This window comes from Leifsonia sp. 10N434 (genome assembly GCF_056394405.1).
The window spans coordinates 118653-144985 of sequence record NZ_JBFTHV010000003.1 but is presented as its reverse complement, the minus strand read 5'-3'; the positions used below and the strand labels follow the sequence as shown (position 1 = coordinate 144985).

The window sequence follows — 26333 nt, the reverse complement described above, 5'->3', positions numbered from 1 at the left end:
GAAGGGAGTGGCACGTGCAAGCACAGCCGTCGGTTGCAGAGATCGTCCGTCACCCGGTGGCGTCAGCGGAGTCCGCGGAGTCTGCCGCCCTGCTCGTCAGCGCGGCCGTCTTCATCGTCGCGGCCGTGATCGGTGTCATCGCCTTCTGGGGGATGTTCCTGCCGATCTCGGGCCCTGGATCGCTCGGCCAGTTCGTCGCGATCTGGTCAGGAATCGCGGCCACGGTCGCCTTCGTTACCGCCCGGGCACTGATCGGCCGGTCGGGTGCCCCTGCTCTGAGCGCGTCGCGGCGTCCGAACGCGATGGCCGCGGACTTTCCCTGGTACGACTTGGTCGCCGTGGCCGTAGCCCACGGAGTGATCGCCCTGCTCGGGTGGATCGGCATCGCCGACCTCCTCGAGAAGAGCTTCATCGGCGCGCAGGTCTACGCCTTGTCCGCGGCCTTGCTCGCGGCGGTCGCCATCGCGGCCTCGACGTACGTCGCCTTCCTGTCCGCGGTGAGCATGACGCCGACGCTGCTTTCGCTGGTGCTCGCAGTGTTCCTGGTGGTCGGTTCGTTCGCGAGCATGCTGAGCGCGTCCGACCCGCTCTGGTGGCAGAAGAACCTGAGCACGCTCGGTCTGCCCGACGACGTGTCGTCGCTGGCCTTCAACCTCACGCTGATCATCGCCGGCGTCATCGTGACCGCCATCGCCCACTACTCGACGGCGGACCTGCCCGCGCGCACGCCGCGTGAACTCCGCGGACGCAGCTGGGTGAGGGGAGCGCTCACCCTGATCGGCATCCTGCTCGCCTGCGTCGGTCTCTTCCCGCTCGATCGCAGTCTCACCATCCACAACATCTCCGCGAGCGGCATGGCCATCGTGTTCGTGACCCTTGCTCTCGGCATCCGGTCGTTCATCCCGACGCTGCCGCGTGTGTTCGTCATTCTGAGCTACACATTCGTCGGCGTGATCGTGGTGCTGGCGGCGTTCTTCATCTCCGGGTACTACACGCTGACCGCCGTCGAGCTGGTGGCGTTTCTGATGATCTTCAGCTGGCTGATCATCTTCATGCGCAACACCAGAGCGCTCGGATCGAACGAGCCGGCCACCGAGCACCACGTCGCAGAGGAGCACGCAGTATGAGCGAATACCCCCCGATCGCCGAGCACGGCCTGATCGGCGACCTGCAGACGTCGGCCCTCGTTGCGACCGATGGAACGATCGACTGGTTCTGCAGTCCCCGTTTCGACTCGCCCAGCCTGTTCGCATCTCTGCTCGACAGCGAGAAGGGCGGGCACTTCACGACACGACCACACGTCGCCACATTCGACACGAAGCAGCTCTATCTGCCGGACACGGCGGTGCTGGTGACCCGGTTCCTCACCGAGGCGGGGGTCGGCGAACTCATCGACTTCATGCCGGCCACCGATGAGGTCGCCCGCGAGCGGCACCGCCTGGTGCGCGTGCTCCGGTGCGTTCGCGGAGCGATGGATTTCGACATCGAGATCGCCCCGCGTTTCGACTACGGGCGCACGCCGCACCGGCTCACGGTGGGGGAGGACGGCGCGGTCTTCGTCACCGACGCACTCACCCTGGCGCTGAGTGTCATCCGCGACCCCGACGACGCCAGGCTCGCCCACGTCGAGCAGACCGACGACGGCGACCTGCGCGCGACCGTGAGCCTGCGGGAGGGGGAGTTGCGCGGCATCGTGCTCGAGACGGGGCCCGATGTCGAAGCGGCGCCCATCCCCGTCGCCGAGGGGCGTCGCCTGCTCGACGACACCACCCGGTACTGGCAGGACTGGGTGGAGAAGTCGACGTACACCGGGCGCTGGCGAGAGGAAGTGCAGCGATCGGCCATCACTCTCAAGCTGCTCACCTACGCACCGACGGGCGGCCTCGTCGCCGCGCCGACGGCCGGGCTGCCCGAGCAGATCGGGGGCGAGCGCAACTGGGACTATCGCTACACGTGGGTGCGCGACGCGTCGTTCTCGGTGCACACGCTGGTCAGACTGGGCTTCGTCGACGAAGCCATCGCCTTCGGCAGGTGGCTGAGGGACCGGGTCGTCGAACCGCTCGACAGCGACACCGGACCGCTCAACATCATGTATCGGGTCGACGGCGATCCGAAGCTGAGCGAGGAGGTCGTCGAGGAGTGGGAAGGCTACCGCGGGTCGCACCCGGTGCGCATCGGCAACGGGGCCGCCGATCAGCTCCAGCTTGACATCTACGGTGAGGCCCTGGACGCCGTGTATCACCTCGACCGCTCGGGCAACGTCATCGGCCACGACGGCTGGACGGCGATCTGCCGGATGCTCGACTGGCTCGCTGAGAATTGGCAGCAGCCGGAGGAGGGGATCTGGGAGACCCGTGGCGGACGGAAGGACTTCACCTACGGCCGTCTGATGGTGTGGGTGGCCTTCGATCGCGGCATCCGGCTGGCCGCCACGCATGGAAGGCCGGCGCCCGTCGACCGGTGGACAGAGGCCCGCGACGCCGTCTACGACGAGATCATGGAGAAGGGATGGAGCGAGGATCGTCGCGCCTTCGTGCAGCAGTACGGCGACACCGTTCTGGATGCGTCGCTGTTGAAGATGCCGCAGGTCGGGTTCATCTCGCCTCACGACACGCTCTGGCTCGACACCCTCCGCGCGATGGAGGAGGAGCTGGTCTCCGACAACCTCGTCTACCGCTACAACCCGAGCGCCTCGCCCGATGGGCTGCAGGGCTCGGAAGGGACGTTCTCGCTCTGCACCTTCCTCTACGTCGATGCGCTCGCGCGAACCGGTCGCGTCGACGATGCGCGTCTCACCTTCGAGAAGATGCTGACCTACGCCAACCACGTCGGACTCTTCGCCGAGGAGATCTCGGCGACCGGTGAGCAGCTCGGCAACTTTCCGCAGGCCTTCACCCACCTGGCGCTGATCGACGCCGCGATCACCTTGAACGCTCGATTGGACGGGAGGAACCCGGAATGACACCGGAACAGCAGGAGGAACCACGGCCCGTCGCGGACGAGTTCGTGCGCCGCGTCGCCGAGGGCCTCTCGGGGCCGCATGAGGGCTCGCTGTCGTTCGCAGATCGCCGCGCCCTGGGGCGGGCCGCGCGTGCGACGACTCCGCGCTCGTCGCACGCGGAGTGGGAGACGCCGGCCGGCCGTCGCGACCCCGTCGACATCCTCCTCGCCCAGGCGACGACGCGGGTGCCGGAACTCGTGCCCCTCCGGCACGCCCGCATGATGGCGTCGCCGTTCGCCTTCTACCGCGGGGCGGCCGCGATCATGGCGGCCGATCTCGCGGACACCCCGGTCACGGGCCTCACGGCGCAGATCTGCGGCGATGCCCACCTCTCCAACTTCGGGCTGTTCGGAACGCCCGAGCGCGAGATGGTGTTCGACATCAACGACTTCGATGAGACGCTCCCCGGCCCGTGGGAATGGGACGTCAAGCGTCTCGCGGCGAGCTTCGAGATCGCGGGCAGGCACCGGGGGTTCAGCGCCCGTCAGCGGCGGGCATCGACCATCGCGGTGGCCCGCGGGTACCGCAACCGGATGCGCGAGTCAGCCGAGGACGACGTGCTGGCCTCCTGGTACAGCCACCTCACTGCCGACCAGCTGATCGACTGGGTGCGGGCGCAGCGGCACGCGGGCTTCGCCCGGTCGGTCCAGGTGCGTCAGATCGAACGCATCGTGGCGAAGGCGCGCACCCAGAACAGTGCCAAGGTCTTCAAGTCGCTCGTCGACGCGACCGACAGCGGTCCCCGCATCCGCTCGGATCCGCCGCTGATCGTGCCGCTCGAAGAGCTCGTCAGCGATTCGGAAGCGGCCGTCATCAACGAGTGGATGCTCGCCCTGCTCCGCGACTACCGTCGCAGCCTGCGCGACGTCTACTCACCCCTCGACGACTTCCGGTTCGAGCACATCGCGCGAAAGGTGGTCGGCGTCGGAAGCGTCGGAACCCGCGCCTGGCTGGTGCTGCTCACCGGCCGCGACGAGAGGGACCCGTTGCTGCTGCAGGCGAAGGAAGCCGAGGCCTCCGTGCTCGAAGCCCACCTGCCGCCGAGCGTGTACCCGACGCACGGTGAGCGCGTCGTGCGCGGTCAGCGTGCGATGCAGGCCGCCAGCGACATCTTCCTCGGCTGGACGCGACTGGTGGGCATCGACGGGCGGGACCACGACTACTACCTTCGGCAGTTCCGGGATTGGAAGGGCTCGATCGACGTCGAGCAGCTGCAGGTGGAGGGTGCGATGCTCTATGCGCAGATCTGCGGCGAGACGCTGGCCCGCGCCCACGCCCGTTCGGGAGATCGGGTCGCCATCGCGGGCTATCTCGGCGCTGGTGACACCTTCGATCGTGCGATCTCGGAGTTCGCGCGTGGCTATGCCGATCAGAACGAGAGCGACTACGAGGCGTTCGCCGCTGCGGCGGCATCCGGAAGGGTGGAGCTGCCGGCGGACTACTGAGCGCGCGGGACGTCCTGGGGCTGCGCCGATGTCGAGGGCGTCCGGGCCGCCTCCTCGAGCGCCTCGGCGACCGCCTGCTCGACCGTGAGCTCGCGTCCCGCCGCGATCGCCGCATCCAGTCGCTCGTGGTCGCTGCCGGCCGCGATCGTGTCGAGGTACGCCTGGTGGAACGTGAACGTCGGGCCGTTGTGGAGGCCGCTGCGCTCGCGGAGCGCTCGCGCCGCCCCGGCGAGGTGACCGGCTCGCTCGACGTCGCCGGCGAGGGCCGCGACGGCGACCATCCCCTCGAGACCGTACGCGAGGCCCTCCGGATGGCCGAGCCCGGCCGAGGTGGTGACGCTGAGGGCGAAGTCCTTACGTGCGTCGTCGACGTCGCCCAGCATCAGCTGAGCCCAGCCCAGGTGGTAGGCGGCGACACGCTCGCCGACCGCGTCGCCCTGGCTCTGAGTGAAGGCGAGACTCTCCTCGAACCGCGACCGCGCCTGCTCGAGCTTCTGCTCCCGCAGCGACACCCGGCCCAGGATCACGAGCGCCATCGACTCGCCCCAGATGTTCCCGGTCTCGTGGAAGAGCCGCCGGCTCACCTGCATGACCTCCTCGGCGCGCTCCAGGTCCGGCGTCTCGCCGGCGAGCAGGGCCAGGGCGAGCGAGATGCGGGTGAGCGCCTCGCCCTCCGGGTCGTCGGTGCGGTGGAACAGTTCGGCGGCCTCGGTGAGATCGGCGGCGACGCTGCCGTCCGGGTCCTTCCAGAACATGATCGTGCGCGTGAAGTAGACGGCGATCGCCCAGGTGTGATCATCGAGGTGCTCGCCGGCGTTGAGCGCCTCGTCCATCCAGGTGCGCACCTCGCCGAGCAGGCCGGACACCCACCAGTACAGGTAGAGCCGGAAGGCGAGCGTGGCGGCGCGATCCCAGTCCCCGCTGCCGAGCAGGTAGCGTTCGGCCGCACGCAGATTGTCGCGCTCGTCGCTGATGCGCCCCAGCCATTCGCGCTGCCGTTCGCCTTTGAGCTCCTGCTCCACATGCGCGGACCGGTCGAGGTAGAACCGGGCGTGGGCGTCCCGCACGCGATTCAGGTCGCCGGCATCCCAGAGCTGCTCGCGCGCGTACTCGCGCACGATCGCCTGCATCGAGAATCGCGGGCGGTCACCGCGATCGTGCTGGCTGACGAGGCTGCTGTCGACCAGGGCGGCCAGGTCGGTCAGGATGTCGGCATCGACGGGGTAGCCGTTGTCAGCGTCGACGTTGGCGTTGGCGTTGGCGTTGACGTTGACGTCGGAGTCGGTGTCGGTGCCGCCGTCGCTCGCGACGAACTCCGCCGCCGCCAGTGTGAAGCCGCCCTCGAAGACGCCGAGGCGGGCGAGCAGCCGGCGCTGGTCCTCTTCGAGCAGCTGGGTGCTCCACTCGATCGTGCGGCGCAGGGTCTGCTGCCGCTCCGGCAGGTCGCGCGAGCCGCCGACGAGCACGGTCAGCCGCCGGTCGAGCCGCTCCAGCAGGTCCGCCGGAGACAGCACCCGGATGCGCGCGGCCGCCAGCTCGATCGCCAGCGGCATGCCGTCGAGCGCCGCGCACACCCCGGCCACGGCATCCGTGTTCTCCGGGGTGATCTCGAAGTCGGGCTTCACCGCGTGGGCGCGCTCGACGAACAGGTCGACGGACGACCGTTCCGGCAGCGGGCCGACCTCGTAGCTGCGCTCCGCCGTCACCCGCAGCAGGACCCGGCTCGTGACCATCATCGACAGCCCGGGGGCGGCGGTGAGCAGGGCCGTGAGGTCGGGTCCGGCCGGCAGCACCTGCTCGAAGTTGTCGAGCACCATCAGGAGGTGGCGGTCGTGGAGGGCGGTGACCAGGTTCTCCATGACGGGGGCGTCGCCCGTGTCGCGCACCCCCAGCGCCTGGGCGATGGCGTTGGGCACACGGCCGGCGTCGTGGACGGCGGTGAGGTCGACGAACACGGCTCCGTCTGCGAAGGCGGGGGAGGCGGCGTTGGCGGCGGCGATCGCAAGCCGGCTCTTGCCGATGCCGCCCGGGCCGCTCAGGGTGATGAGGCGGCCGCCGGTGTCGAGCATCCGGCCGATCTCGGCGACGTCGTCGTCGCGACCGACCAGCTCGGTCAGGGGGCGGGGGAGCCGTGCAGGTTCGATGACGCGGTCGGCGTCGCTGAGCACGTCGGCGTGCAGCAGGGCCTGGCTCTGCTCGAAACGTTCGGCCAGCAGGGTCGCCAGATCGGCCTCGACCAGTCGTGCGAGCTCTTTGGGCGTCTCGAAGTACTTGTAGGCGGCGCGATCATCGTCGCGGATGCGGTTGAGCAGCCCGGTGAGCTTCGGCTCGCGGTTCTCGGCCGGGCTCTTCACATAGAGGAGGCGCGGGAGGTCATCCGGGCAGAGGTTGTACTCGTCTTCGAGCCCGGAGACCTCCTCGTCGGGCGCGACCCAGCCGTACCGCTCCCAGTACAGGCCGAGGAACACGTCGCTCTGCTCCAGGTAGGCGCGATACAGCTCCCGCGGTGGGTGGGGGCGGGCGCCGAGCTCGAACATGACCGGCGCGAGGTGCAACCGCTCGATGGCGGTCCGGGTCGCTCGACGCTCGGCGGCGAGCTCCTGAAGGGTGGAACTGACGAAGATCCGCAGCCGCTGATCCGGCGTGCGGATAACATGAGCGCTCCTCATGTACTGCATTCTGTTGCGTCGAGACCGGCCTCGTCCACTCTTTTGCATAGATCCGGCGTGCGTTTCACGCCGCCCGGCGGTCGTTTGCCACTTGATGCGGTGATTCAGGCGCGTAAACCACCGCAACTGGCAAACGACGCTCAGGCGGCGCAGACGCTGCCAGCGAAGGTTACCCGGAGGTTTCCATTTGCCGAGACCCGGCCCTGTCGCCCGATTACGGAGTTAGCCTGGAGAGGTGACCAACACGGTGACCCAGGCTCCACACATCAGCACTGTCGGAGAGCTGCGCGCCTCCGGCCACATCCAGAAGCCCCTCCGGATCGAGATCCGCGAGAACCTTCTGGCCAAGCTCCGCAACGGGGACGACCCGTGGCCCGGCTTGCACGGCTTCGAATCCACCGTCATCCCGCAACTCGAACGGGCCCTCATCGCCGGCCATGACGTCGTGCTGCTCGGCGAGCGCGGCCAGGGCAAGACGCGTCTGCTCCGTACGCTCGCGGGGCTCCTCGACGAGTGGACCCCGGTCATCGACGGGTCCGAGCTCGGCGAGCATCCCTACGAGCCGATCACGCACGAGTCCCGGCGGCGCGCGACCGAGCTGGGTGACCGGCTCCCCGTCGCGTGGCGGCACCGCGACGAGCGGTACGTCGAGAAGCTCGCGACGCCGGACACCTCGGTGGCCGACCTGATCGGAGACGTCGACCCGATGAAGGTCGCGGAGGGCCGCTCGCTCGGCGATCCGGAGACCATCCACTTCGGGCTCATCCCGCGCAGTCACCGGGGGATCGTCGCGATCAACGAACTGCCCGACCTCGCCGAGCGCATCCAGGTGGCGATGCTGAACGTGATGGAGGAGCGCGACATCCAGGTGCGCGGCTACGTGCTGCGCCTGCCGCTCGACGTGCTCGTCGTCGCGAGCGCGAACCCGGAGGACTACACGAACCGCGGCCGCATCATCACGCCACTGAAGGACCGGTTCGGCGCCGAGATCCGCACCCACTATCCGACGAGGCTCGAGGCCGAGATCGCTGTCATCCGGCAGGAGGCCGACCTCGTGGCCGAAGTCCCGGATCACTTGGTGGAGATCCTGGCCCGCTTCACCCGCAATCTGCGGGAGTCGTCGTCGGTCGACCAGCGCAGCGGCGTGAGCGCGCGCTTCGCCATCGCCGGAGCCGAGACGATCGCGGCGGCGGCCCTGCATCGCGCGACATCGCAGGGCGAGCAGGATGCCGTGGCGCGCGTCGCCGACCTGGAGACGGCCGTCGACGTGCTGGGCGGCAAGATCGAGTTCGAGTCTGGCGAGGAGGGCCGCGAGTCGGAAGTGCTGACCCACCTGCTGCGCACGGCGACCGCCGAGACCGTGCGCCAGCACTTCGGCGGGATCGACTTCGGACCCCTCGTCGCCGCGATCGAGAGCGGCGCGATGGTCACGACCGGCGAGCAGGTGACGGCGCGGCAGTTCCTCGACGGACTGCCGGTGCTGGGCGAGTCGGAGCTCTACGACGAGATCGCGGAACGCCTCGACGCCGTCAGCGCGGGGGAGAGGGCGGCCGCGATCGAGCTTGCGCTCGAGGGCCTCTACCTGGCGCGCAAGGTCGGCAAAGACACCGACGGATCCGAAACCGTCTATGGCTAGAAACCGCACCCGGTTCCGCCGCTACGACGGCGGCGACCCGCTCGCTCCACCGGTCGACATCGTCGAGGCTCTCGACGCGATCGGTGAGAGTGTCATGGGCGGGTCGTCGCCGGAGCGCGCGATGAACGAGTTCCTTCGCCGCGGTGGCCGCGACCAGACCGGGCTCGACGATCTGGCGCGTAAGGTCGCCGAGCGACGGCGCGACCTGCTGCGCCGCCACAACCTCGACGGCACCCTGAAGCAGGTCAAAGAGCTGCTCGACCACGCGGTGCTCGAGGAGCGCAAGCAGCTGGCCCGCGACCCCCTGATGGACGACGGTGACCGCGCCTTCTCCCAGATGCGACTCGACAGCCTGCCGCCATCCACGTCGGCGGCGGTCAGTGAGCTCGGGGACTATCAGTGGCAGTCGGCCGAGGCGCGTGCCGACTACGAGAAGATCAAGGATCTGCTCGGCCGCGAACTGCTCGATCAGCGCTTCGCAGGCATGAAGCAGGCGATGGAGAACGCGACCGACGACGACCGCGAAGCGATCAACGAGATGCTCACCGACCTCAACGCGCTGCTCGAGAAGCACCGGCTCGGCGAGGACACGCAGCAGGACTTCGACGACTTCATGGACAAGCACGGCGGCTTCTTCCCCGAAGACCCGCAGAACGTGGACGAGCTGATCGACACCCTCGCGAAACGGTCGGCGGCCGCGCAGCGGATGCTCAACTCCATGACTCAGGAGCAGCGCGACGAGCTGATGCAGCTCTCGGCGCAGGCGTTCGGGACACCCCAGCTCATGGATTCGCTCGCCCAGCTCGACTCGAACCTGCAGGCGCTGCGCCCCGGAGAGAACTGGGGCGGATCCGAGCGCTTCGACGGCGACGACGCACTCGGGCTCGGCGACGGCACGAGCGTGCTGCAGGATCTCGCCGACCTCGACCAGCTCGGCGAGCAGCTCTCGCAGTCGTACGGCGGCGCCAGGATGGACGACATCGACCTCGATCGGCTCGCCCGTCAGCTCGGCGAGGATGCGGCGGTCGACGCCCGCACGCTGCGCGACCTCGAGAAGACCCTGCGGGAGAGCGGATCGCTGCGCAAGGATTCCTCCGGCCGGCTCAAGCTCACGCCGAAGGCCATGCGGCAACTGGGGAAGTCGCTGCTCAAGGACATCGCCACCCGGATGTCGGGACGCCAGGGCCAGCGCGACGCGGCCCTTGCCGGCGCGGCGGGCGAGAGCTCGGGGGCCACCCGGGCCTGGGAGTTCGGCGACACCGAACCGTGGGACATCCCGCGCACCATCCTGAACGGCGCGCGCCGGCGGGCGGGCGAACCCGCGGGCGGGTCCGGCGGGCGGATGATCGCGGTCGACGACATCGAGGTGGCCGAGACCGAGGCACGCACGCAGGCCGCGGTCGCGCTGCTGGTCGACACCTCGTTCTCGATGGCGCTCGACGACCGCTGGGTGCCGATGAAGCGCACGGCGCTCGCCCTGCACACCCTCATCACCTCGCGGTTCCGCGGCGATCAGCTGCAGCTCATCGGCTTCGGGCGGCACGCGGAGGTCATGGACATCGAGGAGCTCACGGCGCTCGACGCGGTGTGGGACAAGGGCACCAACCTGCACCACGCCCTGCTGCTCGCCAACCGGCACTTCCGCAAGCATCCGAGTGCTCAGCCCGTGCTGCTCATCGTCACCGACGGCGAGCCGACCTCGCACCTGGAGGCGGACGGCGTCGTGAGCTTCTCGTACCCGCCGCATCCGCGCACGATCCTGCGGACGCTCGAGGAGCTCGACAACTCGATGCGCCTCGGGGCGCAGACCACGTTCTTCCGTCTCGGGGAGGACCCGGGGCTGGCGCGCTTCGTGGAATCGATGGCCCGGCGTGCGCACGGCCGCGTCGTCGCGCCGGAGCTCGACGATCTGGGTGCGGCGGTCGTCGGCTCGTACCTGGGCACCCGGGGCACGACGCCGATGGACGACCTCGGCGGTTACAACACGTGGTTCGGCGGCCGCGGCTTCTGGGTAGGAGACTGATGGGCGACGAGATCACCGGCCTCCTCGGCGTGGACGCGCCGATCGTGCTGGGACCGTTCGGGGGCCTCTCGTCGGTCACCCTGACCGCGGCGGTCAGCGAACTCGGCGGTCTCGGCTCCTACGGCCTCTACGGCTACAGCGGCGAGCGCATCCTGGAGACGGCCGCGGAGATCCGCGACTTCACGTCGAAGCCCTTCGCGCTCAACCTCTGGCTGCCGCTCGACGAGGCGCAGCCCGCCGACATCTCACCCGCCGACTACGCCCGCTACGCGAAGGCGCTCGAACCGTTCTTCGACGAGGTGGGGATCGAGGTGCCGCCGCAGCCGGCGCAGTACCTCCCGCCGCTCGAGGAGCAGCTGGAGGCGGTGTGGGAGGCGGAGCCCGCCGTGCTCAGCGTCGTGTTCGGCGTTCCGTCGGCGACGACGATGAAGGCGGCGAGGGCGCGCGGCATCCTCGTGGTCGGCACGGCCACGACGGTGGCCGAGGCACGGGCGCTCGAAGCGGCAGGCGTGGACGCCATCGTCGCAACGGGGCTCGAGGCGGCCGGGCACCGGGTGTCGTTCCTGAGGCCGGCCGCGGAGTCGCTCGTCGGCACGTTCGCCCTCATTCCGCAGGTGGTCGACGAGGTGGAGGTCCCGGTGATCGCGGCGGGCGGTGTCGCGGACCGACGCGGCGTGCGCGCGGCCTTCGCCCTGCGGGCATCCGGTGTTCAGGTCGGCACGGCGTTCCTGGCGACCCGCGAGTCGGCGATCAATGACGCGCACCGGCGCGCCATCCGCACCGCCACCGACGACGGGACCGTGCTGACGGATGCGGCGAGCGGGCGGCTGGCCCGCGGCATCCCGAATCGCATGATCCGCGCGATCGAGAGCTCGGGCGTGCGGGCGCCGTTCCCGGTGCAGAACTGGCTCACCGGGCGCTTCCGCGCGGCGGCGACGGCGAAGGAGCTCGGGGAGCTGCAGTCGCTGTGGGCCGGTCAGGCGGCTCGGCTGGCCGTGCACGACACGGCGCGCGAGGTGTTCCAGGAGCTGCAGGCCGGTCTGCCCGGCTGACGCCGGCCTTGCGGGCGGACACCGGCGTCGTGACGAGGGCGCTCAGCGACGGTAGCGCGTCAGGTCGAAGTGCTCGATGCCGTACTCGTCCATCAGGCTGCCCGCGAAGCGGATCACGTCATCCTGGGTCGCGGTGTTCTTGTTGGCCGCGATCCATCGCTCCCAGCGTGCGTTCCAGTCGGTGAAATGGCCGCCCTTGCCGTGCAGGATCTTGTGCAGTTCCCTGTCCATCGGCAGCGTCGAGTCGTCGATCGTGATCTTGAGGCGCTTGAAGAACGATTTGAACGTCTTCGGGAAGATGTGATGCTTCTCGATCGCGCCCACCAGCTCGCCGCGGGTCTGCAGCAGCGCCTGCGCCTGCCGGTCGACCCCCGCGTAGGCGCCGCCACCCCCGCTACCGGCCGCGTTGTTCGCCATCGCGAGAACGACCACTCCGCCTGGTCCGGCCGCCAAGGCCGTGACCGTTGCCCCGACAGGGACGGCGACCCGCGCGTACGCCAACGCTCCGCTCCTCTGCAGGCGGAGCACGTTGACCATGACCGTCGGAATGTCCGCACCCGCGGCCGCGATGCGGGTGGTCGTGCCGCCGGCCGTTCCGAACGTCACGAGCAGCGTGGTCGTGATCTCGGACACTTTCTGCACCTGATCGCCGAGCGGCATCGCCTGGAACTGCTCCCAGAACTCGGGCGAGTACCGGATGAGATCGGCGAGCGCTCGAGGCAGCTTCGCGAGGTCGCTCACTGTCTTGATAGGGTGCGTGATCAGCTGTCGCAGCGAAGAGAGCACGCCGCCGAGCGCAGCCTGAGTTCCGTCGAGGGCCTTGTCGGCAAGATTGTGCTGCAGACCCAGCTCGCCGATCGAGGGGCCGGTGGGCCGGTGCTCGCTGTCGACCGCACGGACGATTCCCGTCGACGAGTGATAGAACCGGCCGACTTCGTACGGACCAGCCATGAGCCGTCCGTCCGCTCCTTCGGCGATCGACGGGGCGCGATCGATCGCCTCGCCGGAGAGGGCTCGCACGAGGTAGCCATCCGGTCGCACGAGCACGAGGGCGCGATACCACTCGGTGCGGGCGATGAGTTCCGCCCGCGAGACGCTCTCGCCGTCGTCGATGATCTCCGCGAGGAGGTCGAGCAGCACACGCTGGGGACCGAACAGGGCGAGGGTCGGCGAACGTGCCGAGACCGCGTCGAAGAGGTCGCCGGCCGTCTTCGGGTCGAGGTCGGGTATCGTCTGCATCGCCACCTCGTCGAGACGAGTGGGTGCGCCGACGCGGGCGGAATCGGCCGCGGTCTGGCGCTGCACGAGAACAGTGGGCAGCCGTCGGCCGACGGCGAGACGGCCGAGGCCCTGACCGAGCGCTCGGGCATGATCGTTCGCCTCGTGTTCCGCTTCGGTGTCGGCCGCACCGACCACGGGATCGGAGGCCGGCGAAGCATCCCGTTGCTGAAGCACGTGCACGAGCTCGTGTTCGATGAGGCGACGGCCGGCCTCGGTGGAGGGCTGGTACGCGCCGGCAGCGAACGTGATGTGCCGGCCGAGGGTGAAAGCGGACGCCGACAGGGCGGAGGCCTCAGCGGCCGCCCGTGCATCGGTATGGACCCGCACACCGCTGAAATCGTGGCCGAGTCGGTGTGCGGCGGACTCGGTCACTGCGTCGTCGATGGGCTGGCCGCCAGACGGCCGATCGGCGCGAACCGGCGGGTCGGCCGCCCGGGGGCGGCGGACCGGATGTTCCCGAGAGGCGCGGACGTGTTCGGCTACCCGGCCACGGTACCGCGCGCACGATGGCCGGTGTCAAGCACCGGAACGCCGGGGGCCTACGGGGTGCCGAGGCGCGCTGTCAGTGGAACTGCGGCACGAGCAGCCAGATCCCGTAGAGCACGGCGGCCACGCCGATCGCGAAGCAGACGACGGCCCCTGCCGTGGCGAGGGGCGGGCGGGGGCGTGCAACGGAGTCACCGACATCCGTGTGCTCGCCGCGCTCGTCGGAACCGTCGGCCGGCGAACCGATCGCGAGCAGGCGCAGGCCGATCGCGTAGAAGACCACGATGACAACGGTCGCCGTGAGCGCCACCAACGTCACGACCACGAACGAGCCCCAGTCGACGCCGAGGAACTGCCCGTCGCCGGGGGAGGACGCGAGCTGGGCGAGAGAGTGGATGCGCGTGTTCATGATCAGTTCTCCCCGCCCGCGGCGCCGACGGGCTGCGCGGTGCGCTCCTCCGCCTCGCCGACATCATTGACATTGTCGCGCGTGACCGGATGCTTGCGCGCGAGAAAGTAGAAGCCGAGGCCGCACACCAGCGCGACCACCGCGACGGCGATCAGGCCGATCACGCTCGTCGATGCGGCCCACGCCGCGAGGCCTCCGACCAGTGCTGCGGCCGGCAGCGTGACCGCCCAGGCGATCCCGATCCGCCCGACGATGCCCCAATGGACGGAGGCGAGCTTCTTGCCGAGGCCGGAGCCGACCACGGCACCCGACGTCGCCTGCGTCGTCGACAGTGCGAACCCGAGGTGCGACGACACCAGGATGGTCGCCGCCGAACTGGTCTCCGCGGCGAAGCCCTGCGGAGCCTTGACGTCGGTGATCCGCTTGCCCACCGTGCGCATGATGCGCCAGCCTCCGAGGTAGGTGCCGAGCGCGATCGCGAGGCCGCATGACGCGATCACCCAGAACTGCGGGGCAGAGCCGCTCGCCTGGTAGCCGGCCGCGATCAGGGTGAGGGTGATCACGCCCATCGTCTTCTGGGCGTCGTTCGTGCCGTGCGCGAGGGAGACCAGCGACGCAGAGACGGTCTGGCCGTGCCGGAAGCCTGCTTCGGCTCCGTGCGAGCGCGCGTTCTGGGTGATGCGGTACGCCGCGAACGTCGCGAGCATCGCGACGCCACCCGCCACCAGCGGCGACAGGATGGCCGGAACGACCACCGTCGTGAGCACGGCCGAGAAGTTGACGGCGTCGAATCCCGAGCCGATGATCGCCGCCCCGATGAGGCCGCCGAGCAGCGCGTGCGTCGAGCTGGACGGGAGCCCGAGGTACCAGGTGGCCAGGTTCCACAGCACGGCGCCCACGAGCCCGGCGAAGATCATCGTCGGCGTGATCTCCACCCCGTTCGGGCCCTCGTTGATGATGCCGTTCGAGATCGTCTGCGCGACCTGGGTCGAGAGGAATGCGCCCACGAGGTTGAGCACCGCCGAGATGGCGACGGCGACCTTGGGTTTCAGAGCTCCCGTGGCGACCGATGTCGCCATGGCGTTGGCTGTGTCGTGGAATCCGTTGGTGAAGTCGAAGATCAGCGCGATCACGATCACCATCACCACGGTCAGAAGCATGTCCATACGCTCGGCCCTCCCAGTTGAGCGGGGCGCCGGCGACGCCCTCGTCGTACTGAGTACGCCGTCTGCGCCGGGCGCAGGTGAACCGCGGGTGAATTCTGCGACGGTGACGGGTGCAAGCGGGGTAGAGGCGGTGCGCGCTGCCGCGTACCCTCGCAGCATGACGGTCGTCGAATGGCTTCTCGACTCGGATCCTGCCGTGCGCTGGCAGGTCATGCGCGACCTCACCGACGCCTCACCGGATGCGGTCGCCGCCGAGCGCGCACGCGTCGCGGTCGAGGGGTGGGGTGCGCGTCTCCTCGCGCTGCAGGGCGATGACGGGCAGTGGGCCGGAGGCACCTACTTTCCCGACCTCGACCACGAACCGGAAGGGCAGCCCTGGACGGCCACCGCCTTTCAGCTCCAGCAGCTGCGCGAGTTCGGAGCCGACCCGACGGATGCGCGCGTGAGGCACGCCATCGCGCTCGTGCGGGAGGGCAGTCGCTGGGAGTACGACGACCTGCCGTTCTTCGACGGTGAGGTCGAACCCTGCATCAACGGAATGGCGACGGCGATCGGCGCGTACTTCGGCGAGGACGTGCGGGTGATCGTGGACCGGCTGCTGACGGATCAACTGGAGGACGGCGGCTGGAACTGCGAGATGGAGCAGGGTTCGACGCGCGGCTCGTTCAACAGCACCATCGCCGTGCTTGAAGGACTGCTCGAGTATGAGAAGGCGAACGGTCCCTCGCCGGAGGTGACCATGGCGAGAGAGCGGGGGCAGGCGTACCTGCTCGACCGCCACCTGATGCGACGGCTCTCGACGGGCGAGATCCCGGTGGAGACCTGGTTGCAGTTCTCGTATCCGACGCGGTGGTACTACGACGTGCTGCGCGGGCTCGACTATCTTCGTTCGGCCGGCGCTCAGCCGGATGAGCGGTGGACGGAGGCGCTCGACTTGGTCGAGAACCGACGCGCGGCCGACGGGCGCTGGATGCTCGAGAACACGCATCCGGGCGACGTCCACTTCGAGCTCGACGACGGCGACGGCCGACCGAGCCGCTGGAACACGCTTCGAGCGATGCGCGTTCTCGACTGGGCGGGCCGCTGAGGCCGGTCGCTGAGGCGGGTCGCCGGGGCCGGGCGCGTGGCGGTGTCAGAGCCCTTCGGCGACCGCGGCAGCGGCGTGCAGCCAGGCCCGACGCGAGGCGGGCGAGAGCGCGTCGTACTCGAGCCTGCCGCCGTGCATCGCCGGGTCGAACGGAACCGACACCGCCCGGCGGGCGATCGTCTCGAAACCGGATGCGACGCGACGGGCGTCCGCGGGGCTGCCCGACTTCTCCGACTGCGATACGACGACCACGGCCTGCGCGGCCAGCTGCGCCGAGCGTTCGTCGCGCTGGGCCAACGCCTCCAGCAGAAGGGCACCGGCCTCCGCGTGCTCGCCCAGCGCGGTGGTGGCGATCACGAGCTGATCGGTGTGGTCGATCATCCGGAGCCAGCGCTCGGCCGACTCGTCGTTGCCGCTGTCGATGAAGATCAGGCGGAAGTACTTGGCAGCGACGGAGTGCAGCCGGTCGAAGTCGTCGGTGGTGATGCGCTGCTGAGTCGCCAGCATCGTGGGGTTCGAGCGCAGCACGTCGTACTTGTCGCCCGTCTGGTGGTGCACGAAGTGCGACAGGTCCGACGACTGTGCGCCCGGCGAGAGCAGGTGGTCCGTGTTGGGAAGCAACGTCTGCACGGTCGCTTCGTGCAGGCCCTGCTCGGTGCGCCACCCGAGGGTTCCGCGGGTCTCGTTGTTGTCCCAGGCGAGCACACCGGAGCCGCCGTTGCGCGCGAAGACGGCGGCGAGCATGGCCGTGGTCGGCGTCTTGTTCGCACCGCCCTTGCCGTTCACGATCGCGATCGTGCGCGGCCCGGCCCAGTGCTGGCTCACCAGGTGCGTCTCCTGCCGCTCGACCCGCTCCTTCGCGGACGCCTGGATGGGTAGTCCCGCTTTGGCGAGGAGTCCTCGCCAACCCGTGGCGGCCCGGTCGGGCTTGCGCTCGTCGATGAGGAAGGAGGCGCGGCCGGCGGACGGCTCGGGCTCGGGTTCGGTCTCGATGTGCAGAGCGGGGTTCGGGGCGGTCATCGGGTGCGGCACCGTCGACGGCGTCGCCGCTGGCGGCAGGTGGAGGGCCGATGCGGCGGGGGCCGGCTCGGCCGGCGCGACATCGGACTGCGCGACGTCGGACTGTGCTGGGTCGGACTGCGCGACATCCGACTGCGCGGGGTCGGACTGTGCCACGAGGGCGGCGAGCGCGTCGTCGGGCTGCTCGATCGGCTCGGCGCGCGTCACCCCGAGGATCTCGTCGAATGCCGTCACCCGGGCGGGCTCGAACGGAGCCTCTCCCGCGGGGAACTCGTCGAACACGTCGTCCTCGTCTTCGTACGGCCGCACCGAAACAGGCGGCGGCCCGATGAAGCCGGGGCGGTGCTCGGCGTCCGGGGTCGTGCCGGCGATGTCGATCGGATCGACCGCGTCATCGTCGTCGTCGACCGCTTCGTCGCTGAACGGGAGCAGGGATGCGATCCCGCCGGTCTCCCAGGCGGAGACCGGAACGTCATCCTGGGTGCCGGCGTCGATCGTGTCACCGCCGTCGTCAGTGTCGTCGCTGGTCTGGTCGATGTCGCTGGTCTGGTCGACGTCGTCGATGGCGATCGGCTCGAACGGCTGGTCGGCCGAGTGGTGCGCGTGACCCGGATGCTCGACCGATTCGACGGCCGGATCAGTGCCGATCCGCTCTTCGTCGCCGATCTCGCCGTTGGTCTGCACGACGAGGAGCCACTGGCCCTCGTCGTCTTCGGTCACCATGCGCACAGGGCGCCCGAGCTCGCCGGCGAGGGCGCTCACGCGGGCGAGGATCGACTCGCGCAGCTCTTCCGTACTGCCGGCCGCGAAGGACTCGCGGACGCCATCGATGCTCAACTCTCCCGAATCACCGCGGAATCGCGCGGTGATCTCGGGAAGGGCGGGGATGTCCAGCGTCACTCGGTCTCATACTCCTCTCGCATCGCGGTGGGCCCGCGACGCGTTTGCGATCACAAACTTGCATTTTACGGTAGGCCCATTTCGGGCGCCGGGATAGTTCACACGATGTGAAGGGTCCCACAGGCTGCGTCCATTGGCGATCCATAGGTTTCTCCGGGCTTCCTCGGAGGCGACGTAAGTTTCCGCAAAAGAATTCCGCGTCATCGTTGTCACAAGACGAACGAGACCCAACGAACAAGAACCGCCGAACGGGAAGCGCAGGACGACCATGGGACGACGAGCATGAGCGCGGTGACAGCACCCCGCCACGCCGGTGATGCCGCGTCCGTCGCCGCCCACCGCCGGCACTCCCGTCTCGTGCGCGTGGTGATTGCGGCCGGCATGGTCGCCGTGCTCGGGGTGTGGTGGACCAGCGTGCCTGTCGGGTACGCCGCGACGCCCGCCGATCTCGCGACGACGCTCGGCGAGCTCGCCGGGCTCGTCGGCGCCTACCTCGTCTGCGCTCAGTTGCTGCTCATCGCCCGGATTCCCTGGTTCGAGCGTGCTGTCGGGCTCGACAAGCTGGTCGCCTGGCATCGCTCGATCGGCGCGACCGTCGTCTTCCTCGTTCTCGCGCACATCGCGTTCATGGTGCTCGGCGCCGAGATCCTCGACAAATCGCTGCCGTGGACCGAGTTCATCGTGATGCTGCAGGACTACCCCGACATGCTCACCGCCCTGATCGGGACGATCCTGTTCCTGCTCGTCGGGCTCACCAGCGCGCGCCTGCTGCGCCGGGCGCTCTCCTACGAGGTCTGGTACTGGATCCACCTGACCGCCTACGTCGGGATCTTCCTGACCTTCTTCCACCAGTTGAGCGGCGGCGCGCACTTCGTCTCGAACCCGCTGAACCGCGCGCTGTGGTTGCTGCTCTACCTCGGAACGGCCGCCGCGATCATCACCTGGCGCTTCGTGCTCCCGACGCTCGATGCGTGGCGCTACCGGATGCGCGTCGAGGGTGTCGTGCACGAGACAGCCGACACCGCGAGCGTCTGGTTCCGTGGGAAGAACCTCGAGCGACTCGGCGTGCGTGCAGGCAACTTCCTGAACTTCCGCTTCCTCACCTGGGGTCACCTGCTGACCGCGCATCCGTACTCGGTGTCGTTCGTGCCCCGCGATGGACTGATGCGCATCACGGTCGGCGGCCTCGGTGACCATTCCCGGCTGCTGCGGAACATCCGGCCCGGCACGCTGGTGTTCGCGGAGGGCCCATTCGGTCACTTCACCGCCGATCGGGCCAGCCGCCAGCGCATCCTGCTGGTGGCCGGCGGTGCGGGGGTCGGCCCGATCCGGGCGCTCGCCGAGGAGCTGCAAGCTCGCGGAGCGCAACCGGTCGTGCTGTACCGGGCGCACTCGGACGCGCACCTGGCACTCCTCGGGGAATTGCAGGCGATGCCGGCCGTCGCCGTGGTCCCGGTGGTCGGGCGGCGTTCGGACCTTGGCTACGACCCGCTCTCGGCCGACGTGCTGCGCACGTTCATCCCCGACCTGCACAACTGGGAGGTCTTCGTCTGCGGTCCCGAGGGAATGGCCGACACCGTCGAGGACTCCCTGAGGCAACTGCACGTACCGAAGCGGTTCGTGCACCGAGAAGAATTGAGCATGTCATGAGACGCGCACGCTGGCGGGGAACGATCCTGTTCGTCGTGATTCTGACCGTGCTGGGGGCGACCGCCGGGCTCAAGCTCTACGGGGTCGGGACAGAGACGGTCGCGTCGACGCAGGCGACGACCGCGTCGGCTCCGTCGGCGAGCGCGAGCCCGACCGCTTCCGCGGCGCCGACCCCGTCGGACACGGCGAGTGCGTCGGCGACGCCGACCCCCGCACCGTCTGCCTCCGCCACGACGTCGACGGCGACGAGGGTGATCGACGGTGCGACCGAGGACACGCGGTACGGGCCCGTGCAGGTCGAGGTGACCTTCGCCGGAAAGAAGATCACCGCCGTCAAGACCCTGCAGTCGCCGACCGGCGACGGACGCTCCGTGCAGATCAACGACTACGCGCTGCCGATCCTTGCGCAGGAGGCTCTGGCCTCGCAGTCGGCCTCGATCGACACCGTCTCGGGTGCCACGTACACATCCGACGGGTACACGCAATCGCTCCAGTCGGCGATCGACCAGCTGTGAAGGCGGCGCGGTGGTGACGGCGGTGCGGTGGTGAGGTTCGTTCAGACGGCGATGGGCATCCCGATGTCGATCGACATCAGGGAGGCGGATCCCCTTGTCGCTGCCGAGGCGGCCGCGGCAGCATTCGAGGTGCTCGGGGCGGCAGAGCGGCGGTTCAGCCGGTTCCGCGACGACAGCGAGGTGCAGGCGGTGAACCGGCGCATCTTGTCACCGCAGGACTACAGCCCCGACCTGCGCGAGGTGCTCGCGATCGGCCAGGCCGCGGCTGCGGCATCCGGCGGCGCGTTCACGGTGCGCGCGAGCGACGGGACGCTCGATACGGACGGCGTCGTGAAGGGCTGGGCGGCGGAACGCGCGGGGCGGCAACTCCGTGCCCACGGCATCCGGGACTTCTGCCTCAACGCCGGCGGCGACGTGATCGCGGCGGGGTCGCCCGGTGGCGGGGTCGCCTGGAACGTCGGCGTGCGATCGCCGTCCGACGCGAACAGGATGCTGGCGGTGCTCGCGGTGACGGATGCCGCGGTCGCCACGTCGGGCGCGTACGAGCGCGGCGAGCACGTCATCGACGGGCGAACCGGCGCTCCCGCACGCGGACTCCGGTCGGCGACGGTGGTCGCCGATGATCTGACGACGGCCGACGTGCTCGCGACGGCCGCCTACGCGCTGGGGGAGCCCGGCGTCGCCTGGGCGCTCGGGTACGGCGCATCCGGTGTGCTGGCGCTCGCCGACGACGGCCGGATGCTCGGCGCCGGCACGGTCCCCTTCGCCGCAGCCTGATCTCGTTGCCGGCGAAGTCAGATTTCGTTGAGGGGCGGCAAATCGGCCTAAACACGCCGAGCGCGGCCCGATTTGCCACCCCTCAACGAAAAGTGATGGACCGGATGCGCAAGGGGTTGCTCGGCGAGGGGGTTCCTGTACGGTGAACGGCACGACTGAAGGAGTCACGTGAAGCGAGCTGCGCTCATCTACAACCCGATCAAACTCGAGGCGGACGAGCTCAAGGAGCTCGTCACGACCGCCGAGCAGGAGCACGGCTGGGGCGAGACCCTGTGGTTCGAGACCACCGAGGACGAGCCGGGCGGCGGACAGACCCGCGACGCGCTGAAGGAGAAGGTCGACCTCGTGATCGCGGCGGGCGGCGACGGCACCGTGCGGGTGGTGGCCGAGGAGCTGCGCGGCTCGGGCATCCCGCTCGCACTGTTGCCGGCCGGCACGGGCAACCTGCTCGCGCGCAACCTCGACCTCACGCTCGACGACGCGGGGCACGCACTGCAGACTGCGTTCGGCGGTGGTGATCGGGCGATCGACATGGGTGTGATCGAGATCCGCGACGGCGAGGCGGCGACCAAGCGGCACTCCTACCTCGTGATGGCGGGTCTCGGGCTCGACGCCAAGATGCTCGCCAACACCGACGACGAGCTCAAGGCCAAGGCGGGCTGGCTGGCGTATGTGAAGGCGGTCGCCGCCGCCCTTCGCGACAAGAACGTGCTGCATCTCAAGTACCAGCTCGACGGCGGCGGAACCCGCACCGTGCGCGCCCACACGATCATGATCGGCAACTGCGGATCACTGCCGGCCAACATCCTGTTGCTGCCGGAGGCCGCCGTGGACGACGGCGAGTTCGACATCGTCGTGCTGCGCCCGGAAGGCGTGATCGGCTGGGTGCAGATCATGGTCAAGATCTTCTGGGAGAACGGCGTGCTCCGCCGCACCAGCGCCGGCCGCAAGCTGATGGGGCTCACCAAGGAGGTGCGCGCCCTCAACTACCTGAAGGGCAAGGAGCTCGTGCTCAAGCTGAGTCGCCCAGAGGAGATCGAACTCGACGGCGACAGCTTCGGGCAGGCGACCTCGATCCGCACGTGGGTCGACCCGAAGAGCCTCACGGTCCGGATACCGGCGGAGGTCTCTTCGGGTCGCTGACCGAGCCCGCTCAGTCCGTGGCGCCCACGGCGACCGGCTCGCGCGGCTCGGACAGCGGCTGCGCGGCCGGAGCCTCGCGGTTGGTGACCGAGATCCCGTCACCCTTGCGGCGGAAGACCAGCGCCGAGAACACGGCCCCAAAGGCGAATAATCCGGCGCCCCACCAGTAGGCCACGGTGTAGCCGTGCACGGCCGCTTCGGCGGCGACGCTCGCCGTCGGCGGCAGGTGCGAGGCGGCGTAGCCGGTGGCCGCGGTCGCGGCGAGCGTGTTGAGCAGTGCCGTGCCGATGGATCCGCCGACCTGCTGGCTCGTGTTCACCATCGCGGAGGCGACGCCCGCGAACTGGCGGTCGACACCGAGGGTCGCGGTCTGGATCGAGGCGGGCATGATCGTTCCCATGCCGGCGCCCATGAGCAGCAGCGCGGGCAGGATGTCGGTCGCGTAGTCGCTCGTCACGCCGAGGTGCGTCAGGTAGAGCATGGCGCTCGCCGCGATGGTCATGCCGATCGGCACCATCACCTTCGGGCCGAACCGCGCCAGGAAGATATTGCTCGAGAGCTGCGCCGCAGTGACCAGCATGAGGATCATCGGCAGGAACGCGAGCCCGGTCTGGATGGGCGTGAAGTGCAGCGTGGTCTGCATGTAGTACGTGACGAAGAGGAAGATCGCGAACATCCCGATGCCGGCGATCAGCACGGAGCTGTACGAGGCGCCGCGGTTGCGGTCGAGCACGATCTTGAGCGGCAGCAGCGGATGCGCCGCGCGTCGCTGCCAGAGCACGAAGGCGACCAGCAGCACACCGGATGCCGTGAGCATCCCCCACGTGAGCGGGGAGTCCCAGCCATCGGTCTCGGCGTTCGAGAACCCGAAGACGAGCGCGAAGAGCGCGCCGGAGACGAGGATCGTGCCGGGGATGTCGAGCTTCGGCCGCGGGCCGGTGCGGGCGACCGTGCGCACGAAGAAGATCGCCCCGATGACGCCGATGATCGCGATGATGACGTTGATGTAGAGGTTCCAGCGCCAGTTGAGCGTCTCGGTCAGGTACCCGCCGAGCAGGAGGCCGACGGCGCCGCCGGCGCCCGCGATCGCACCGAAGATGCCGAACGCGCGCCCACGCTCCTTGGGCACCGTGAAGGTCGTGGTGAGCACGGCCAAGGCGGTCGGGGCGAGAAGTGCGCCGAACGCGCCCTGCAGGGCCCGCGCGCCCACGAGCATCCCGAAGCTGCCGGCCGCGCCGCCCAGGGCGGAGGCCCCGGCGAAGCCGATGAGCCCGATGATGAACGTGCGCTTGCGCCCGATGAGGTCGGAGAGGCGGCCGCCGAGCAGCAGCAGGCTGCCGAAGGCGAGGGAGTAGGCGGTGACGATCCACTGGCGATCACCGTTGGAGAAGCCGAGGTCGGCCTGTGCGGACGGGAGGGCGATGTTGACCACGGTGGAGTCGAGCACGACCATCAACTGGGCCAGCGCGACGGTGACGAGGGTCCACCAGCGCAGCGAGGATACGCCCGACGCTGCGGGTGCGCCGGTGGGGGGAGAAGTGGGGGAGGCCTGAGACATGAGCGTCAGCATATACGAGACTTATGAGTTTCGGATATACCCAGTTCCAGAATTAACCGTAGAATGGTCGGGATGTCACCCACAGAGACGGAGAACGCCGCAATGACGCAGCTCGAATCCGAACCGGCCGTCGCCGCAGCACCGACGAAGCTCGGCCGACGGCGCGACCTCACGCGCGACCCCGAGATCCTGGCGGCCGCCGTCGACGTGCTCGCCGAGACCGGCTACGACGGCATGACCATCGACATGGTCGCCGCCCGCGCCAAGGCGGGCAAGGCGACGGTCTACCGACGCTGGTCGTCGAAGGCGGAGCTGGTCATCGACGCCGTGGCCTGCATGAAGGCTGGGGACCTCGACGCGGAGCACCTCCCCGACACGGGCACGCTGCGCGGGGACCTGCTGGCGATGATCAAACCGCACAGCATCGAAGACGGCCAGCGCAAGCTCAAGATCATGGCCGGGCTGATGTCCCTGATCGAGCGCGACCCCGACCTCTCCGACGCCGTGACGGCCGCGATCGTCGAGCCCCGGGCATCCGCGAACCGGTTCTTGATGCGCCGCGCGATCGAACGGGGCGAGATCTCGAGCGACTGCGACGTGGAGACACTGGCGCTCATCTCGCCGTCGATGGCGGCATACCGGTCGCTCATCCTGCGCAAGCCCGTCGACCGCGACTTCCTCGTGTCGCTGATCGACGGCGTCGTGCTGCCTGCGGTGGGACTCGGGGCCTCGCGCGCTGAGCGCTGAGCGCGCGCGTCGCGTCACCCCGCCGCGTCACCCGCCGCGTCACACTTCGGGGATCGGCTCCTTCGGCAGCTTGCGCACCTTCGCGCGCCGCCGCCGACGCTCGGGGATCATCGAGCGCATCTCCTCGAGCTTGCCGAAGCACAGCAGCCGGTCGCCCGCCTCGAGCTCCACGCCGCCGCGCGGGTTCGGGATGACCGTCGTTCCGCGGTGCAGCGTCAGCACGGTGATGTCGCGTTCGCCCAGCCCGGATTCGCGCATCTTCTTGCCGACCAGATCGGCGTTGGCGTAGACGACGAGCTCGGCCACGCCGTAACCGGTCGAGACGCTGAGCCGCTGACGCACATCGATCTCGGGGAAGGCGACCTGGTTGTCGATGTAGTCGATGATCGCGCCGGCGACGTCGAGACCGGTCGCGGTCTCGATGCCCTCCAGGCCGGGGGAGGAGTTGACCTCCATCACCAGGGGGCCGTCGTTGCCCTCGAGCATGTCGACGCCGGCGACGCGCAGGCCCATGATCTGGGCGGAGCGCACGGCGGCCTGCTCGTACTCGGGCGTCAGCTCGACCGGCTCGACGGTGCCCCCGCGGTGCACGTTCGACCGGAACTCGTCGCCGCTCGCGCGCCGGCGCATCGCCGCGACGACACGGTCGCCCACCACCAGGGCCCGGATGTCGCGACCGCGGCTCTCGGAGATGAAGCTCTGGATGAGCACGTTCTGCTTGGTCGAGTGCAGGGTCTCGATGATCGCCTCGGCGATCTTGACCTCGGGCGCGAGGATCACGCCGATGCCCTGGGTGCCCTCGAGCAGTTTGATGACGACCGGGGCGCCCCCGACGCGCTCGATCGCCAGCCGCACGTCGGCGCGGCTGTGCACGAAGGCCGTGGCCGGCATCCCGATGTTGTGGCGCGACAGGATCTGCGTCGCCCGCAGCTTGTCGCGCGAGTTCGTGATGCCGTTCGCGGTGTTCGGCGTGTAGACATCCATCTGCTCGAACTGGCGCACCACGGCGGTGCCGAAATAGGTGATCGAGCTGCCGACCCTGGGCAGGATGGCGTCGTAGTCCGAGAGCAGCTTTCCGCGGTACTGCAGGTCGGGCTCGGGGCCGGAGAGGTCGATGGCGAAGCGCAGCGTGTCGAGCACCTTCACCCGATGGCCGCGCTGCACCGCCGCCGCTCGCAACCGTTGCGTGGAATACGCCTGCGGGGCGCGCGAAAGAATCGCCAGTTTCATGGGTGTGCCCCTGCAAAGATGGTGGAGTGATAGACGACCTCCATTCAAGCACCATCGCAGGCTGGCGCGAATGGGTGGCGCTCCCCGGACTCGGGGTTCCGTGGATCAAGGCGAAGCTCGACACCGGGGCGCGCAGTTCGGCGCTCCACGCCTTCGACATCGAGGAGCTCGGCGATGACGGCACGGGCGGCGGAGACCGCGTGCGGTTCCGGGTTCGTCCGTGGCAGAAGGCCGACACCGACGTGGTCGAGGTCGAGTTGCCGATTCATGACCGGCGGCTCGTGCGCAGCTCGTCGGGCCACAGCGAGGAGCGCATCGTGGTGCTGCTGGAGGTCGAGCTGTTCGGTCGCACGATCACGGCCGAGACCAGCCTCAGCAACCGCGATCAGATGGGCTTCCGCATGCTCATCGGCCGCGAGGCGCTGCGGCAGGGCTTCGTGGTCGACCCGGGGCAGTCGTTCCTCGGCGGCCGTGCTCCGCGCGTCATCCGGCGCCGCAACCGCGGCCGCGAGTAGCCGCTCCCACCGCTGCACTTTTC

General features: G+C 69.4%; 20 protein-coding genes. 13 read left to right on the top strand and 7 right to left on the bottom strand.

Features of this window, described 5'->3' with window-relative positions; genetic code table 11:
- Nucleotides 1-14 precede the first annotated feature (14 nt).
- Genes AC1DB1_RS09925 through AC1DB1_RS09915 form a run of 3 tightly spaced genes read left to right on the top strand, consistent with a single transcriptional unit; the run spans nucleotide 15 to nucleotide 4446 of the window.
- Complete coding sequence (locus AC1DB1_RS09925) at nucleotides 15-1127, top strand: DUF998 domain-containing protein (protein ID WP_477200646.1); 1113 nt, start codon at nucleotides 15-17, stop codon at nucleotides 1125-1127.
- Nucleotides 1124-2962, top strand: a complete 1839-nt coding sequence (locus tag AC1DB1_RS09920) for a glycoside hydrolase family 15 protein (protein WP_477200645.1) — start codon at nucleotides 1124-1126, stop codon at nucleotides 2960-2962. The genes AC1DB1_RS09925 and AC1DB1_RS09920 overlap by 4 nt, the downstream gene beginning before the upstream one ends.
- A complete protein-coding gene (locus AC1DB1_RS09915) occupies nucleotides 2959-4446 on the top strand; it encodes a DUF2252 domain-containing protein (protein WP_477200644.1) in 1488 nt (495 codons plus the stop codon). Before AC1DB1_RS09920 ends, AC1DB1_RS09915 begins: the two co-directional genes overlap by 4 nt.
- On the opposite strand, the gene AC1DB1_RS09910 is transcribed toward AC1DB1_RS09915, so the two are convergent.
- The gene (locus AC1DB1_RS09910) at nucleotides 4440-7115 is read right to left on the bottom strand and encodes an ATP-binding protein (RefSeq protein WP_477200643.1); all 2676 of its coding nucleotides are present in this window, start codon (nucleotides 7113-7115) and stop codon (nucleotides 4440-4442) included. The genes AC1DB1_RS09915 and AC1DB1_RS09910 overlap by 7 nt on opposite strands.
- A 247-nt stretch (nucleotides 7116-7362) precedes the next feature.
- On the opposite strand from AC1DB1_RS09910, the gene AC1DB1_RS09905 reads away from it, so the two are divergent.
- From AC1DB1_RS09905 to AC1DB1_RS09895, 3 genes are read left to right on the top strand one after another with little or no spacing between them, the layout of a single operon-like run.
- A complete protein-coding gene (locus AC1DB1_RS09905; protein ID WP_271177942.1) occupies nucleotides 7363-8751 on the top strand; it encodes a sigma 54-interacting transcriptional regulator in 1389 nt (462 codons plus the stop codon).
- The gene (locus tag AC1DB1_RS09900) at nucleotides 8744-10774 is read left to right on the top strand and encodes a VWA domain-containing protein (RefSeq protein ID WP_477200642.1); all 2031 of its coding nucleotides are present in this window, start codon (nucleotides 8744-8746) and stop codon (nucleotides 10772-10774) included. The genes AC1DB1_RS09905 and AC1DB1_RS09900 overlap by 8 nt, the downstream gene beginning before the upstream one ends.
- Nucleotides 10774-11826 (top strand): NAD(P)H-dependent flavin oxidoreductase, encoded by a 1053-nt coding sequence (locus AC1DB1_RS09895; RefSeq protein ID WP_477200641.1) that lies wholly within the window; start codon nucleotides 10774-10776, stop codon nucleotides 11824-11826. Before AC1DB1_RS09900 ends, AC1DB1_RS09895 begins: the two co-directional genes overlap by 1 nt.
- 42 nt (nucleotides 11827-11868) lie before the next feature.
- On the opposite strand, the gene AC1DB1_RS09890 is transcribed toward AC1DB1_RS09895, so the two are convergent.
- The 3 genes from AC1DB1_RS09890 to AC1DB1_RS09880 all read right to left on the bottom strand — a co-directional run bounded on the left by AC1DB1_RS09890 (nucleotide 11869) and on the right by AC1DB1_RS09880 (nucleotide 15168).
- Nucleotides 11869-13491 carry an eCIS core domain-containing protein gene (locus AC1DB1_RS09890; protein WP_477200845.1) on the bottom strand — a complete coding sequence of 541 codons (1623 nt, stop codon included), beginning with the start codon at nucleotides 13489-13491 and terminating at the stop codon, nucleotides 11869-11871.
- 178 nt (nucleotides 13492-13669) lie between these two features.
- Entirely contained in the window at nucleotides 13670-14002 is a 333-nt protein-coding gene (locus AC1DB1_RS09885; RefSeq protein WP_271177824.1) for a hypothetical protein, read from the bottom strand.
- 2 nt (nucleotides 14003-14004) lie between these two features.
- A complete protein-coding gene (locus tag AC1DB1_RS09880) occupies nucleotides 14005-15168 on the bottom strand; it encodes an inorganic phosphate transporter (RefSeq protein WP_477200640.1) in 1164 nt (387 codons plus the stop codon).
- 157 nt (nucleotides 15169-15325) lie between these two features.
- On the opposite strand from AC1DB1_RS09880, the gene AC1DB1_RS09875 reads away from it, so the two are divergent.
- Entirely contained in the window at nucleotides 15326-16255 is a 930-nt protein-coding gene (locus AC1DB1_RS09875) for a prenyltransferase/squalene oxidase repeat-containing protein (protein ID WP_271177826.1), read from the top strand.
- A 45-nt stretch (nucleotides 16256-16300) separates the two neighbouring features.
- Here AC1DB1_RS09875 and AC1DB1_RS09870 read toward each other — a convergent pair whose 3' ends face one another.
- Nucleotides 16301-18175 (bottom strand): MinD/ParA family ATP-binding protein, encoded by a 1875-nt coding sequence (locus AC1DB1_RS09870; RefSeq protein WP_477200639.1) that lies wholly within the window; start codon nucleotides 18173-18175, stop codon nucleotides 16301-16303.
- Between the two features lie 282 nt (nucleotides 18176-18457).
- On the opposite strand from AC1DB1_RS09870, the gene AC1DB1_RS09865 reads away from it, so the two are divergent.
- From AC1DB1_RS09865 to AC1DB1_RS09850, 4 genes are all read left to right on the top strand, one after another.
- The gene (locus AC1DB1_RS09865; protein WP_477200638.1) at nucleotides 18458-19825 is read left to right on the top strand and encodes a ferredoxin reductase family protein; all 1368 of its coding nucleotides are present in this window, start codon (nucleotides 18458-18460) and stop codon (nucleotides 19823-19825) included.
- Nucleotides 19822-20340 (top strand): FMN-binding protein, encoded by a 519-nt coding sequence (locus AC1DB1_RS09860; protein ID WP_271177829.1) that lies wholly within the window; start codon nucleotides 19822-19824, stop codon nucleotides 20338-20340. The genes AC1DB1_RS09865 and AC1DB1_RS09860 overlap by 4 nt, the downstream gene beginning before the upstream one ends.
- A 27-nt stretch (nucleotides 20341-20367) precedes the next feature.
- Nucleotides 20368-21117, top strand: a complete 750-nt coding sequence (locus AC1DB1_RS09855; RefSeq protein WP_271177830.1) for an FAD:protein FMN transferase — start codon at nucleotides 20368-20370, stop codon at nucleotides 21115-21117.
- A gap of 168 nt (nucleotides 21118-21285) precedes the next feature.
- Nucleotides 21286-22260 carry a diacylglycerol/lipid kinase family protein gene (locus AC1DB1_RS09850; protein WP_271177831.1) on the top strand — a complete coding sequence of 325 codons (975 nt, stop codon included), beginning with the start codon at nucleotides 21286-21288 and terminating at the stop codon, nucleotides 22258-22260.
- Between the two features lie 10 nt (nucleotides 22261-22270).
- On the opposite strand, the gene AC1DB1_RS09845 is transcribed toward AC1DB1_RS09850, so the two are convergent.
- Complete coding sequence (locus AC1DB1_RS09845; protein ID WP_477200637.1) at nucleotides 22271-23818, bottom strand: MFS transporter; 1548 nt, start codon at nucleotides 23816-23818, stop codon at nucleotides 22271-22273.
- A 72-nt stretch (nucleotides 23819-23890) separates the two neighbouring features.
- Between AC1DB1_RS09845 and AC1DB1_RS09840 the strand changes: the two genes are divergently transcribed.
- Nucleotides 23891-24565 carry a TetR/AcrR family transcriptional regulator gene (locus AC1DB1_RS09840; RefSeq protein ID WP_477200636.1) on the top strand — a complete coding sequence of 225 codons (675 nt, stop codon included), beginning with the start codon at nucleotides 23891-23893 and terminating at the stop codon, nucleotides 24563-24565.
- 39 nt (nucleotides 24566-24604) lie between these two features.
- On the opposite strand, the gene rimK is transcribed toward AC1DB1_RS09840, so the two are convergent.
- Nucleotides 24605-25795 (bottom strand): 30S ribosomal protein S6--L-glutamate ligase, encoded by a 1191-nt coding sequence (gene rimK, locus AC1DB1_RS09835; RefSeq protein ID WP_271177834.1) that lies wholly within the window; start codon nucleotides 25793-25795, stop codon nucleotides 24605-24607.
- Between the two features lie 29 nt (nucleotides 25796-25824).
- Between rimK and AC1DB1_RS09830 the strand changes: the two genes are divergently transcribed.
- Entirely contained in the window at nucleotides 25825-26310 is a 486-nt protein-coding gene (locus AC1DB1_RS09830; protein WP_271177944.1) for an ATP-dependent zinc protease family protein, read from the top strand.
- Nucleotides 26311-26333: the final 23 nt, after the last annotated feature.

Excerpts from the sequence above, each read along its gene's own strand:
- AC1DB1_RS09920 (WP_477200645.1), top strand. The coding sequence starts at position 1,124 with ATGAGCGAATACCCCCCGATCGCCGAGCACGGCCTGATCGGCGACCTG.
- AC1DB1_RS09915 (WP_477200644.1), top strand. The coding sequence starts at position 2,959 with ATGACACCGGAACAGCAGGAGGAACCACGGCCCGTCGCGGACGAGTTC.
- AC1DB1_RS09910 (WP_477200643.1), bottom strand. The coding sequence starts at position 7,115 with ATGAGGAGCGCTCATGTTATCCGCACGCCGGATCAGCGGCTGCGGATC.
- AC1DB1_RS09900 (WP_477200642.1), top strand. The coding sequence starts at position 8,744 with ATGGCTAGAAACCGCACCCGGTTCCGCCGCTACGACGGCGGCGACCCG.
- AC1DB1_RS09895 (WP_477200641.1), top strand. The coding sequence starts at position 10,774 with ATGGGCGACGAGATCACCGGCCTCCTCGGCGTGGACGCGCCGATCGTG.
- AC1DB1_RS09885 (WP_271177824.1), bottom strand. The coding sequence starts at position 14,002 with ATGAACACGCGCATCCACTCTCTCGCCCAGCTCGCGTCCTCCCCCGGC.
- AC1DB1_RS09880 (WP_477200640.1), bottom strand. The coding sequence starts at position 15,168 with ATGGACATGCTTCTGACCGTGGTGATGGTGATCGTGATCGCGCTGATC.
- AC1DB1_RS09875 (WP_271177826.1), top strand. The coding sequence starts at position 15,326 with ATGACGGTCGTCGAATGGCTTCTCGACTCGGATCCTGCCGTGCGCTGG.
- AC1DB1_RS09865 (WP_477200638.1), top strand. The coding sequence starts at position 18,458 with ATGAGCGCGGTGACAGCACCCCGCCACGCCGGTGATGCCGCGTCCGTC.
- AC1DB1_RS09860 (WP_271177829.1), top strand. The coding sequence starts at position 19,822 with ATGAGACGCGCACGCTGGCGGGGAACGATCCTGTTCGTCGTGATTCTG.
- AC1DB1_RS09845 (WP_477200637.1), bottom strand. The coding sequence starts at position 23,818 with ATGTCTCAGGCCTCCCCCACTTCTCCCCCCACCGGCGCACCCGCAGCG.
- AC1DB1_RS09840 (WP_477200636.1), top strand. The coding sequence starts at position 23,891 with ATGTCACCCACAGAGACGGAGAACGCCGCAATGACGCAGCTCGAATCC.
- rimK (WP_271177834.1), bottom strand. The coding sequence starts at position 25,795 with ATGAAACTGGCGATTCTTTCGCGCGCCCCGCAGGCGTATTCCACGCAA.